We start from the raw sequence: 12,513 nt of genomic DNA, 5'->3' as shown, positions 1-12,513 counted from the left end.
CCGCCTCACCAGTAGTAGAACACGCTCACGACATGCGCGAGCAGGGCGGCGAGCAGGGCGATCGTCGCGGGCACGTGGATGAAGAGCCAGATCTCGAGCGCGGCGCGGATCCGCAGGTGGCGTCGGATCCGGGCGAGCTGTTCGGACCGGCGGGCAAGAAGGCCGTGGACCCGCTCGAGCGCGGCCCCGGCTTCCCCGCTCGCCTCCGCAGGCATCTGCCGGATCGCCTTGGCCGTGGCGCAGTTCGGATAGGACCCGGTCAGCCGCCCCCATGCCCCGCCGTGGAACACGTCCTGTCCGAGCGCGGCGATGACGAGGTCGGATTCGCGCCGCCCGAGCGGTTGCGCGGCGGATTCGAGCTGGCGGTCGATCGCGGTCAGGCTTTCGAGCATCTGCGCGCGCGTCATCTCGCCGCGATTGGCCGAAAGGCTCCGCGGCAGGGTCGCATAGGCATGGACGCCGTAGATCCCGGTCGCGATCACCAGCAGCATCAGGACATAGGCGAGGGTGTGCACGTTCCAGCCGACCTGGAAACCCGTGTGCAGCGTCCCGATCACGACGAGCGACAGGCCCAGCCAGACATGCGCGCTGGTCCACGCCTTGAGGCTCCAGTTGCCGGTCGTGATGTAGCGTTTCCTGACGCCCAGCAGCGAAAGCCACACGATCAGCACGAGGCCCACCGTCCCCAGGGTGTAGCCGTACCACGTCCCCCCGTTGGGCCGCGGCTCCTGGTCGATCAGCGCATAGCCGAGGATGGCTGCCGCGCTTACCAGCAGCGCAACCTTGAGCCAGCGCCAGTTGCGGTGCCGCAGGAAGCTTTCATGGTCGGCATCGCGCCGCTTCTCGTCGCGGCGAAAGCGGTTGGTCGCCCCCTGCGCCCCCTCCTGCGCCCCCGTCACCCTCGTCGCCATTACGCCATGTCCTGGGTGAGCTTGGTATAGGTCAGGAACTTGTCGGGCGAGACGCGGATCGCGGCGCCCGTCGGGCAGGCGCGCACGCAGGCGGGGCCGCCGTCGATGCCGGAACACATGTCGCACTTGATCGCCTGTTTCGGCTCTTCCGGATCGCCGTGCCGCTTGCGCCAGGCGTAGGAGGCTTCGCCCGGACCCGGCCCGCTGCCGAACAGCAGCCATTGCAGGAAGGAGGGCTTCTTGGGCGGCTTGGGATCCATGCGGATCACGTCATAGGGGCAGTTGCGCTGGCAATTGCCGCAGCCGATGCAGGTCTCGTCGATGAAGACCTCGCCGTCCGGCCCGCGGTGGATCGCGTTGGGCGGGCAGTCGGCCATGCAGTGCGGGTGTTCGCAGTGGCGGCACGAGGTCGGCACGTGGAGGTGCGCGTAGGTCCGCCCCGCCTCCCGGTCGAGCCGCGACAGCCCCTCGTGCGCGTCGGCGCAGGCCTTCTCGCAATTGTCGCAGCCGATGCACAAAGTCTCGTCGATCAGCAGCACGTCCGTCGCTTCGCCCAGCCCCTGGTCGACGAGGAACTGCGCGGTCTCGGAATACATGTCGACCGCGCCGCCGAAACTGTCCTTGCGGCTTTCGATGAAGGCGTTGATTTCGCGCCGCTTCGTCATTTCCCGCAAGGCGGACTCGCGCAGGGCGGGATGGTCGTCGAGCAGCTTGACGAAGCCTTCGCCCGGCAGGCGGATCACCTCGGCCTTGATCGCGGCCTTGACCGTCGCCGTGCGCGGTGAACCGTCGATCGCGGCCATTTCCCCGACATAGCTGCCCGCCGGGAGATAGGAGAGGAAGACCTGCCGCCCGCCGATCGACTTTTCGACGATCATCGATCCGCGCCGGATGATGAAGACGTCCTTGTCGTGCGCCCCCTCCTCGATGATGACCTGCCCCGCGCGCGCCTCGATCACTTCGGCGCTGTCGACCAGCGGGGCGACGTCCTGCTTGGTGAGGCCCGATCCGAACATCTGGAGCAATTGCCGCTCGATCGAAATGCGCGTCACCGCGCGCGCCGCGCCGGGCGAGGTCGCGATCAGTTTCAGCGCGGCGGTGCGCGACAGTTCGAGCGCGACGACCGGCTCCGCCGCGCGGATCGTCGCTCCGCGCCGGCGACCGGAAATGAGGCCGACCTCGCCGAAGATCTCGCCTTGGCCGATCGGAACGGTGACGGACGGGTCGTTCGGATCGACCTCGACCGCGACCGAGCCTTGCGCGATCGCGAACATCGAGGAACCTGGCGCGTTGCGGCGGAAGATGACCTCGCCCGGTTCGTAGGCATGGCAGCGCGAATCGAGCATCAGCTCGCGCAGTTGCAGCGGCGAGAGGTCGGCGAGCAGCTCGATATTGCCGCCGAACACGCCGAGCCAGTGATCGACGTCGCGATCGCCGGGGAGCGAAGCGAATTTCTCGGCGAGGATCGGCTCGTCCGCGGGCTTCAGGTCGAGATTGCCGTTCAGGAACTCGATCACGTCGTAGCCCTGGTTCATGCAATGCTTGATCAGCGGATACCCCGCGAGCGCCCCGATCACGTGGATGCCGGGCTTGGTCGTCTCGAACACGGGGGAGAGCCGGGGGAAGGCGCCGCGGTCCTCGCTGGTGAACTCGATCCCCATCGCCTCGACGAAGCCGCGCGGCGGCTGCGAGCCGGTGCGCGCGATGATGCGGTCGCAGCGGATCGTTTCCTGCCCGTCGCGCGTGTCGAGCACGAGCTCGCCTTCGCGCACTTCCGCCGGCTGGGTCTCGCGCCGGACGATGATCCGCCCGTCGCGCTCCGCCTCTTCGAGCAGGGCGACGTTGTCCTTCTTCGCGCGGGCGAAGCTGTCGCCGCGGTTGAGGATCGTCACCACGTTGCGCTGCGCGTCGTCGGCAGCGAGGCCGAGCGCGTTCTCGATCCCGGCATCGCCCGATCCGACGACGGTGATGTGTTCGTCGTAATATTCGCCGGGATCGTCGAGCTGGTACTGGATCATCGGCGAATCCGCGCCCGGGCAGCGCAGGCGGTTGGGATTGCCCTGTGTCCCGATGGCGAGCACGATCGCCTTGGCGCGCACCGTCCCGCCATCCTTGAGCCTCAGCGCGAAATCGCCCTTCTCGCCGGTCACTTCGGCGACTTCGGCGTTGAGCCTGACATTGACGCCCTGGCTCGCGGCCTGTTCGTCCCACGTGCCCAGGATCGTCTCGCGCTTGCCCGCGGCGAAATCGAAATCGCTCCGCAGCACGAGATTGGCGGGCGTCGCCATCACGTGCTTGCCCTTCTGGTACTTGAAGATGGTGTCGGAGAGGTGGTCGGCCTTTTCCAGCAGCACGTGGCTCATGCCGAGCGCCGCCGCGCGGGCCGCTGCGCTCAGCCCCGCAGGCCCCGATCCGACAATGGCGACTTCAAGCAGATCCGACAATCTATCCCCCCCTTACGGATAGATTTTTTCCGAGGCCAGCATAGGCGAAACGCGCCGCGATGCCAGAGAGAATTGCCCCTTTCCCCCCGCCCTGCTAGCGCGCCCCAATGGCACGGGAAATCGGGACGGACACGGGCAAGGGCTCGAACAGGGCGGGCTGGATCCTGCTTGGCGCGGCGGCGCTGCTGGCGGCGGCTTCGGTCGCGTACAACCTTGCGGGCGCGGGCGGGGCGGCGGACGAACCGCGCGCCGAAGGGAGCGCCGCCGACGCAGGGCCGACGATCGACGACCTGCGCGCCGCCGCCGAAGCTTCGCCCGGGGATGCCGACGCCTGGGCCGCGCTCGCCGCCGCCCTCTTCGCCCGCGAGGATTACGCCGAAGCGGCCGAGGCCTACCAGAACGCGACCCGCATCGACGACGAGACGGCGATCCTCTTTTCCGCCCTGGGCGAGGCGCTGCTCTATGCCGAGGATGCCAGCGCGGCCGATGCCGACCCGATGCCCGAGCCGGCGCTCGCTGCGTTCCGGCGCGCGGTCGAGCTCGACCCGACCGATCCGCGCGCGCGCTATTTCCTCGGCGTGAAGAAGGACCTCGACGGCGATCACGAGGGCGCGATCGCAGACTGGCTCGCGCTGCTTTCGGACACGCCGCCGGACGCGCCTTGGGAGCGGAACCTGATCCAGACCATCCGCCAGGTCGGGCAGATCCACGATATCGACACCGACCGGCGTCTTGCCGCCGCGATGGAAGGGCGGATGCCGCCGGTCATGGGCGGCGCGCCTGCCGGTGCGGCAAGCGTTCGCGGCCCGAGCGAGGAAGAGGTCGCAGCCGCAGGGGGCCTGCCGCCCTCCGAACAGCGCGCGATGGCCGAAGGCATGGTCGCCCAGCTCGAGGCGCGGCTGGAAGGCGAGCCCGACAACCTCGACGGCTGGGCGATGCTGATGCGAAGCCGCATGACGCTGGGCGAACCGGCCAAGGCGAAGGCCGCGCTGGCAAGTGCGATCGAGGCGAACCCCGGCGAAGCCGACGAGCTGCGGCGCCAGGCGCAGATGCTCGGGATCGAATAGGGCGGTCCGCGCGGGTCTGGGCGGGGCGCGGGCCGGCGTGGGTCGCGCGCGATCAGATCGCCCCTGTCGCCATCGCCGCCGCGAGGGCAATCAGCAGCATTCCCGTGCCCGCTTCGGCCCATTTCCGATGGGTTTCCCGCGCCCGGTTGCCGAGCTGCAGCCCGAGCCAGGCAAACGTCATCGAAAACACGGCGATCGTCGCCGCGATCGCGAGCGGATCGGCTTCGCGCAGGCCCAGGCTGAACCCGACCAGCAGGTTGTCGAGGCTCAAGCCGGCGGAAAGCATCAGGAGCCCGCCCCAGGTGGTCGTCCGGCTGGCCAGTTCCTCGGCGGTTTCCTGGCTGCGCCAGGCGACGGCGACCGTCCAGATGCCCAGCAGCGCGAGCAATGTCGGGCCGAGCCACCCTGCCGCATCGGCAATGGCGGAGGATGCCTGTTGGCCCAGCCACATGCCCAGAAGCGGAATGGCGAATTCGAACGAGCCGAACGTGAAAACTATCCGCCAGCGGCGCACCTTCTGGCCCAGCGAACCCAGCGCCAGCGAAACCGCGAAGTTATTGCTTCCGATCACGACGCCGAGAATCAAAAGCTCCATCATTCGAACAGTCCTTGCTTCCATCGTTGGCAAGCCCGCGCCGGGCCTGCACGGAGATCAACGGCCAAGGCCGGTTGCCGGGTCCGCGAACCTGCGCCACCCGCGGGGATGATCTCAGGCGAAGTGGGTGATGGCGTAATACCCCGCCGCGATCAGCAAGGCCGCGATCACCAGCGCGAGCAATCCGTCGCGCGTCACGATGGCGAGGGCGAAACCCGTGATGAGCGAGGATGGAACCGTCGCCCCGAACGGCACGAATTCCAGCGGGGGCAGCGTCAGCGCAAGCAGGGCGCAGATCACCGCGATCGCGCGCTCGAACGCCCCCCTGGTGAGAAAGCTGATTCTCGACCGGATGACATAGCTCAGGAATCGCAGGCCGGGCCGGACGACCTTCACCATCTTGCACAGGCGGCTGGCCTTTATGGTTCGCCGGGCAAGGAAGCGCGGGAGCGACAGGACATTCCGCCCGAGCGCCATCTGACCGGCGACGAGGACGATGCCGAAGCTCATGATCGTCGGCGCGCCGGGGATGTCCCCGATCGGGCTCAGGGCGAGAAGGCCGACCGCGAGCAAGGTAGGACCGAACGCATCGCGGCCGAGGCATTTCTGGATTTCGGCGAGCGTGACGTGATCTTGCGACCGCCCGAGATCGTCGAGACGGTCGAGAAGATCGGCAACTTCCGGCACAAGTTTCGCGTTCGCGTCATCGCTCATACTGTCTTCCGGCGATACCGTCGGGGCTCTGGCAACCCGGCTGTAGTGGCACACGCCGATCATGGCGGGCAACACCCGCCCTCCCTTCATGGGAAACGGGACGGACGCGGGCGCAGGCCCGATTCGCGCCGGAGCTGGCGGATCGCCGCCCACCGGACGGCGAAGCGTTCAGACCACCCCGAAGGCGAGCATCGCGTCGGCGACCTTCTTGAAGCCCGCGATATTCGCGCCCTTCACGTAGTCGACATAGCCCGAACCGTCCTTGCCGCCTTCATGGCCGTATTCGACGCACTTGGCGTGGATGCCGTCCATCAGTTCGGTCAGCATCTCGCCGAGCTGCTGTGTGTTCCAGCTGACCCGCCCGGAATTCTGGCTCATCTCGAGGCCGGACACCGCCACCCCGCCGGCATTGGCCGCCTTGCCGGGGCCGTAGAGGATCTTCGCATCGTGGAAGACCTTCACGCCTTCCAGCGTGGTCGGCATGTTCGCGCCTTCGGACACGGCGATGCAGCCGTTCTCGACCAGCGCCTCCGCCTCGTCCGCGTCGAGTTCGTTCTGCGTCGCGCAGGGCAGGGCGAGGTCGCAGGGCACGTTCCACGGGCGCTTGCCCTCGTGGTGGGTCGCATTCGTGAAATGGTCGGCATATTCGCTGATCCGCCCGCGCTTCACGTTCTTCAGGTGTTTGATCCAGTTGATCTTTTCCTGGTCGATGCCGTCGGGATCGTAGATGAAGCCGCCCGAATCCGACAGGGTCAGCACCTTGCCGCCCAATTGCACGACCTTCTCCGCCGCATGGGTCGCGACATTGCCCGATCCCGATATGACCGCGTTCTTGCCCTCGATGTCCTGGCCTGCGTGCCTGAGCATGTTGCGCAGGAAATAGACCGCGCCATATCCGGTCGCCTCGGGGCGCATCTGCGACCCGCCATATTCCAGGGCCTTGCCGGTCAGCACGCCTTCCCAGCGCCCCGTGATCCGCTTGTACTGGCCGAACATGTAGCCGATCTCGCGCCCGCCGACGCCGATATCGCCCGCCGGAACGTCGGTTTCGGGGCCGATGTGGCGATAGAGTTCGGTCATGAAGCTCTGGCAGAACCGCATCACCTCGGCATCGGACTTGCCCTTGGGATTGAAGTTCGCGCCGCCCTTGCCCCCGCCCATGGGCAGGCCGGTGAGCGAGTTCTTGAAGGTCTGTTCGAAGGCGAGGAACTTGAGCACGCTCTCGTTCACGCTCGGGTGAAAGCGGATCCCGCCCTTGTAGGGACCGATCGCGTTGTTGCTCTGCACGCGCCAGCCGCGCTGGACGCGGATGTGGTGGTTGTCGTCCTCCCAGCACACGCGGAAGGAGACGACGCGGTCGGGCTCGGCGATGCGGCGCAGGATCTGCGCCTCGTGGTACTGGACCTTGTCGTCGATGAACTCGTAGATGTCCTGCGCGACCTCCTGCACCGCCTGGATGAATTCGGTCTGCCCGGGATTGCGTTTCTTCACCCCTGCCATGAACTGGTCGAGGTCGACGTGATCGTTTATCTCCATTATGATTTCCCCCTCCAGCGCAGGCTCGCCGTCCTGCACTTGCCCCTGATCCCCCCGCCTGTATCCTCGCACCGGCTGCCGCTTGCAAGCGGCATTTCGGAATTCGGCACGGGCCTCTCTGCCGCTCCGCGGGGGATCGGCGGCGCGATCTTCGCGGACGGGTGGCCCGGGGAGAAGCCTAAGGGTTGCATCTGCCGGTCGGGGCTCTAGAACGCCTGCCCACACACCTTCCGCATGCGGGGGTAACGGGACCGCGCAAGACGGTGCGTCCCTTGGTGCCGATCCGTTCCGGGACGGTGCGGCCCCCGCCTCGCCACGAGCAGCGGACACGAGCAACGGGCTGGACCATGGCAGCCGTGCCGGCAGCGCGAAGACCGCGCAGCCATCCTGCCAGCGGCCGGTCCGGGACGGGAACGCGATGAGCAGCACGGTCGAGGACGCAGCGGCGCAGATCAGGAAGCAGGCGATCGAGGAGGCCGACTGGCCGATCGATCCGCCGCTGGTCGACCTCGCGATCGACACCCACGATCGCGGTTTCTACGAGGGCTTCAGCCGCGAGGTGACCATCCCGGGCAAGGTCATCGTCTCGCTGCTCATCATGTGGGCGATCTTCTTCCCGGTGACCGCCAACCGCACGCTCTCCGCCGCCAATTCGACCATCATCGCGACCTTCGGCGGGTGGTACGTCTATCTCGTCGCCTTCCTGATCGTGACCAGCCTGGTCCTCGCGGTGGTGCCAAAGGTCGGTGCCCTGCGGATCGGCCCGCCCGACGAGGCGCCCGAATTCGGCCGCTTCTCGTGGTTCTCGATGCTGTTCGGGGCGGGCATCGGGATCGGGATGCTGACCTACTCGACGGGCGAGCCGCTTGCCCATTTCGTCAACAACCCGGACATCATCCGCGGCACCATCGACGCGCAGAGCGCCGAGGCCGTGCGCCCGGCCTACATGTACACCTTCCTCCACTGGGGCCTCGGCGCGTGGTGCACCTATGCGCTGGTGGGGCTCGCGATCGGCTATGTCGCGCATCGGCGCGGCCTGCCGCTGACGATCCGCTCGGCCCTCGCGCCGCTGTTCGGCCGGGTGATGGAGGGGCCTTTCGGCCATGTCGTCGATGTCGTCGCGGTGGTGGCGACGATCCTCGGCGTGGCGGTGACGCTGGGGCTGGGGGTGGAACAGTTCGTCGCAGGGCTCGCGCGGCTGGGGCTGGGCGACTGGCTGCTCGCCGCGGACGGCTCGGCGTCGACCCTCGCGATCATCGTCTCGCTGCTGACGCTGGTGGGGGCCTCGACGATCAGCGCGCTTTCGGGCGTGGGGCGGGGGATCAAGTGGCTCTCGAACATCAACATGGCGCTTTCCTTCGGCCTGCTCGCCCTGTTCGCGTTCCTCGGCGCGGGGCTGTTCGGGCTCGAACTGCTCGGGGTGGGCCTGTGGGACTATCTCCGCACCCTCCCGCGGCAATCGCTCACTCTCCTGGGCGGCGACGGGAGCGAGACGGGCGCGGCGCTGCGCCAGTGGCAGCTCGACTGGACGGTGTTCTACTGGGCATGGTGGATCGCCTTCGCGCCCTTCGTCGGCATGTTCATCGCCCGCATCTCGCGCGGGCGGACGATCCGCGAATACGTGCTCGGCGTGACGATCGTGCCTTCGCTGATGTGCTTCGTGTGGATGGCGCTTGTCGGGGGGACCGCGATCGAACTCGAACTGTCGGGGGTGGCGAACGGCGCGATCGTCGGCGCGGCGATATCGGACCAGCTCTACGCGACGCTCGGCGTGCTGTTCGAACCGGGCGTTGCGGCGGCGGTTTCCGCGCTCGTGGTGCTGCTGCTGATGACCTATCTCGTCACCTCGGCCGACAGCGCGATCCTGATCGTCAACACGATCAACGGGGCGGGCGACGACGAGGGATCGCGGCGCTACCACATCCTGTTCTGGGGCGCGGCGATCGCCTTCGTCGTCGGCTCCATGCTGATCCTCGGCGGGATCGACGCGATCCGCATCGCCATGATCATCGGCGCGCTGCCGTTCTCCTTCGTGGTCGCGGTGATGTGCGTCGCGATCCTCAAGGCGGTGACCTTCGACCTCATCCGCAAGAAGCACGGCGTGCCGACGACGGCGCAGGGCTGCGAGGAATGGGCGGAGCGGACGAGCCCGGCGGAATAGGCGCCACGACTGGGCGAAGGCCCGCGCTTTTACCAAGAGACATGAAAAATGTTCTTACCCGGCGTCGATCTAACGCGCGGGCCAAGAAAAATTTATCATGTCATTTGGTCTAAGACTTTCAGGGCCCTCTAATAAATCAAAGAGAACCCTGAATAGTTCTCCGGCAAAATCCGCTGTTGTGATTTTGCAACATAATTTGGCGAGTTTCTCACATTTGTTGTGAGCCCTGTGGAATCTGTCCGTCTGGCTTGATACCGGGCATATCGGATCGCGCAGTGCTTTCGTGCGCGCACGCTTTACTGGGTCGTTCCCGGGCGTGCTGTTGCAGACCTGCACCGCGTTTTTGCGCCACCTTGCAAAGGGGTTACAGACATGAAGAAGCTCATCGCCGGCGCCTCGGCCAGCGCGCTCGCCATCGCCATCGCCTCGCCCGCCGTCGCGCAGGACGCCGCCACCGCCGCCCAGCCGGCCCAGCCGCAGGGCCAGCAGCGCACGGGCGGCGTGCGCACCATCGTCGTCACCGCGCAGAAACGGACCGAGGACCTGCAGGACGTGCCGATCTCCGTCTCGGCGATCGGCGAGGAGGAGCTCGACCAGCTCAACGTCGACACTTTCGAGGACTATCTCGAACAATTGCCGAGCGTCACCGCCGGGGGCACCGGGCCGGGGCAGAACACGATCTATATCCGCGGCCTCGCCTCGACCACGCCCAACCTGACCACCGCGGGCGTCGCGGGTCTCGCCCCCAACGTCGCCTTCTACCTCGACGAACAGCCGCTCGCCCAGCCGGGCCGCAACCTCGATGTCTACGCCGCAGACGTCCAGCGGATCGAAGTCCTCTCCGGCCCGCAGGGTACGCTGTTCGGCGCGAGCTCGCAGGCGGGCGTCGTCCGGCTCATCACCAACAAGCCCGACCTGTCGGGTTTCGATGCGGGCTTTTCCTCCAGCGTCGCCTTCACCAAGGGCGGCGAGGAAAGCTATTCGGCCGAGGTCATGCTGAACGTCCCCGTGACGAGCAATTTCGGCCTGCGCGGCGTTGTCTATCTCGACGACCAGGGCGGCTTCATCGACAACGTCCAGGGCACCCGCGACCTTCGCGAAAGCGCCCGTTTCCGGCCCGAAGGCACGGTCCGCGCCAACGGCGTGCCGGTCGCCGCGCGCCGCGCCGGTTTCCAGTCGACCGCCGACCTGTCGGACGTGACCTTCCTCGAAGCCGACAATGCCGGCCTCGTCGAAGAGAATTTCAACGACACGCAATATGCCGGTTTCCGCGCCACCGCGCTGTGGGAGGTCACGCCCGACTGGACCGTCACCGTCGCCCACACCCGCCAGAGCCTCGAGACCGACGGGGTGTTCTTCGCCGATCCGGAACTCGGCGGGCTCGACGACCTCGAAATCCAGCGTTTCGAGGATGACCGGCTGGAGGACGATTTCTCCAACACCAGCTGGACGGTCGAGGGCCGCATCGCGATGCTCGACGTGGTCTACACCGGTGCCTACACCGACCGCCGCACCGACCAGCGGATCGATTACACCGATTACCTGTTCGTCGGCCAGTACCTGCCCTACTACATCTGCGACGGGTCGGTGTCCTATCCGGGCGCGGCCGATCCCAGCGGCACGTGCCAGGAACCGAACCTCTACGTCACCTCGGACAGCGAAACCCAGGTGTTCACGCAGGAGCTGCGCTTCTCGACGCCCGAGGAGTGGCCGGTGCGCGTGACGGCGGGCGGGTTCTATTCGGATCTCGAGCTGCGGGAACGCAACGATTTCAACTACCCGGGCAATGTCGATGCCGCGCCCTTCGGCGGCTTCGCCCCCAATTTCCCGTTCCCGGGTTCGTACAACAGCGATCCCGGCCCGTTCCCGCGCGACACGATCTTCCGCAACGACATCCGCCGCACCGACGAACAGTTCGGCCTGTTCGGCGAGGCGTCGATCGACATCCTGCCCGATCTGCTCACCGTCACGCTCGGCGCGCGCTATTACGACATCGAGGTCGATCTCGAGGGCGGTGCGAACGGCAGTTTCTGCAACACCAGCGGCACGGACGAGGACGCCTTCGGCACCAATATCGGTGACCTGTACGACGGCGACGGGAATTTCTTCTTCAACCTGTCCTGCTCCGAAGCGCTGCGGCAGAACTTCACGCTCGACGACACGCTCGCCGACATCGAGGCGGCGGGACTTACTCCGGCGCAGGCGCAGCGCGTGTTCAACTCGGTCCGCGCGCCCGACGTGGCGGCGACGAGCGGGACGATCCTCAAGGGCACCGTGACGCTGACGCCGACGCCCGACACGCTGTTCTACGCGACCTTTTCGGAAGGCTTCCGGCCGGGCCTGCTCAACCGTCCGGGCGGCGCGACCGCCGCGCTCGACAATGGCGGCACCTTCACCGTCCCGTTCGAGCTCGGCACCGACGAGGTGCAGAACTACGAACTCGGCTGGAAGCTCGATCTCATCGACGGGCAGCTGCGTTTCAACGGCAGCGCCTTCTTTGTCGACATCTCGGACCTCCAGACGACGATCTTCGACCCGTCGATCGCCAACCTGTTCTTCTCGGCCAATGCCGCCGATGCGGAGATCTACGGGCTCGAGGCGGACTTCACCTTCGCGCCCTATGCGGTGCCGGGGCTGACGGTCGCGGGCGCGCTCTCGATCCTCGACACCGAGATCACCGACGTGCTGATCCCGACCGACGACGTGGTCGAAGGCTCGCAGCTCGCCTTCGCGCCTTCCTTCCAGGGCAATATGCGGGTGCGCTACGAATTCGACCTTTCCGCGACGCTCGGCGCCTATGTCATGCCGCAGGTGACCCATTCGGCCAGCAAGTTCACCGACATCATCGAGATCAACCGGCTCGAACTCGACAGCTACACCGTGGTCGACCTCGCCTTCGGGGTCGAACGCGACCGGTGGAACGTCGAGATCTTCGGCGAGAACCTGTTCGACGAACGCGCCGAGATCTCGGGCAATTTCGTCAACGACCGTGCACGGATCGTGACCAATCGCCCGCTCACCGTGGGCCTGCGGATCGGCTACGACTACTGACGCGCGGTGAAACGGCAAACGGCGGGGGTGGACA

Annotated in this window: 8 protein-coding genes; 3 read left to right on the top strand and 5 right to left on the bottom strand. The window is 66.9% G+C overall.

All coding sequences use genetic code 11. The features are described from left to right. Positions 1-5 precede the first annotated feature (5 nt). Together BLU08_RS07235 and BLU08_RS07230 are read right to left on the bottom strand one after the other, a co-directional pair. Positions 6-911 (bottom strand): hypothetical protein, encoded by a 906-nt coding sequence (locus tag BLU08_RS07235; protein WP_090197466.1) that lies wholly within the window; start codon positions 909-911, stop codon positions 6-8. Next, on the bottom strand, positions 911-3,355 hold the full coding sequence (locus BLU08_RS07230; protein ID WP_090197464.1) for a cyclic nucleotide-binding domain-containing protein: 2,445 nt from the start codon (positions 3,353-3,355) through the stop codon (positions 911-913). The genes BLU08_RS07235 and BLU08_RS07230 overlap by 1 nt, the downstream gene beginning before the upstream one ends. Before the next feature lie 107 nt (positions 3,356-3,462). On the opposite strand from BLU08_RS07230, the gene BLU08_RS07225 reads away from it, so the two are divergent. Then, the gene (locus BLU08_RS07225) at positions 3,463-4,422 is read left to right on the top strand and encodes a hypothetical protein (protein WP_090197462.1); all 960 of its coding nucleotides are present in this window, start codon (positions 3,463-3,465) and stop codon (positions 4,420-4,422) included. A 52-nt stretch (positions 4,423-4,474) separates the two neighbouring features. Here BLU08_RS07225 and BLU08_RS07220 read toward each other — a convergent pair whose 3' ends face one another. From BLU08_RS07220 to gdhA, 3 genes are all read right to left on the bottom strand, one after another. Beyond that, entirely contained in the window at positions 4,475-5,020 is a 546-nt protein-coding gene (locus tag BLU08_RS07220) for a manganese efflux pump (RefSeq protein WP_172800997.1), read from the bottom strand. A 111-nt stretch (positions 5,021-5,131) separates the two neighbouring features. Then, positions 5,132-5,731, bottom strand: a complete 600-nt coding sequence (locus tag BLU08_RS07215) for an exopolysaccharide biosynthesis protein (protein WP_157674476.1) — start codon at positions 5,729-5,731, stop codon at positions 5,132-5,134. A 168-nt stretch (positions 5,732-5,899) separates the two neighbouring features. Next, positions 5,900-7,267 (bottom strand): NADP-specific glutamate dehydrogenase, encoded by a 1,368-nt coding sequence (gene gdhA, locus BLU08_RS07210; RefSeq protein WP_090197455.1) that lies wholly within the window; start codon positions 7,265-7,267, stop codon positions 5,900-5,902. A gap of 418 nt (positions 7,268-7,685) precedes the next feature. Here gdhA and BLU08_RS07205 point away from each other — a divergent pair, with 418 nt between their 5' ends. Further along, positions 7,686-9,428: a BCCT family transporter gene (locus BLU08_RS07205; RefSeq protein WP_090197453.1), complete on the top strand. Its 1,743-nt coding sequence runs from the start codon at positions 7,686-7,688 to the stop codon at positions 9,426-9,428. 372 nt (positions 9,429-9,800) lie between these two features. Continuing rightward, positions 9,801-12,479 carry a TonB-dependent receptor gene (locus tag BLU08_RS07200; RefSeq protein WP_090197451.1) on the top strand — a complete coding sequence of 893 codons (2,679 nt, stop codon included), beginning with the start codon at positions 9,801-9,803 and terminating at the stop codon, positions 12,477-12,479. Positions 12,480-12,513 lie beyond the last annotated feature (34 nt).

This window comes from Erythrobacter sp. HL-111 (genome assembly GCF_900105095.1).
Lineage (GTDB): Bacteria > Pseudomonadota > Alphaproteobacteria > Sphingomonadales > Sphingomonadaceae > Erythrobacter.
This window is presented reverse-complemented; position numbering and strand designations above follow the sequence as displayed.

Coding starts and splice junctions, on each gene's coding strand:
- BLU08_RS07235 (WP_090197466.1), bottom strand. CDS start 911: ATGGCGACGAGGGTGACGGGGGCGCAGGAGGGGGCGCAGGGGGCGACC.
- BLU08_RS07225 (WP_090197462.1), top strand. CDS start 3,463: ATGGCACGGGAAATCGGGACGGACACGGGCAAGGGCTCGAACAGGGCG.
- BLU08_RS07220 (WP_172800997.1), bottom strand. CDS start 5,020: ATGATGGAGCTTTTGATTCTCGGCGTCGTGATCGGAAGCAATAACTTC.
- BLU08_RS07215 (WP_157674476.1), bottom strand. CDS start 5,731: ATGAGCGATGACGCGAACGCGAAACTTGTGCCGGAAGTTGCCGATCTT.
- gdhA (WP_090197455.1), bottom strand. CDS start 7,267: ATGGAGATAAACGATCACGTCGACCTCGACCAGTTCATGGCAGGGGTG.
- BLU08_RS07205 (WP_090197453.1), top strand. CDS start 7,686: ATGAGCAGCACGGTCGAGGACGCAGCGGCGCAGATCAGGAAGCAGGCG.
- BLU08_RS07200 (WP_090197451.1), top strand. CDS start 9,801: ATGAAGAAGCTCATCGCCGGCGCCTCGGCCAGCGCGCTCGCCATCGCC.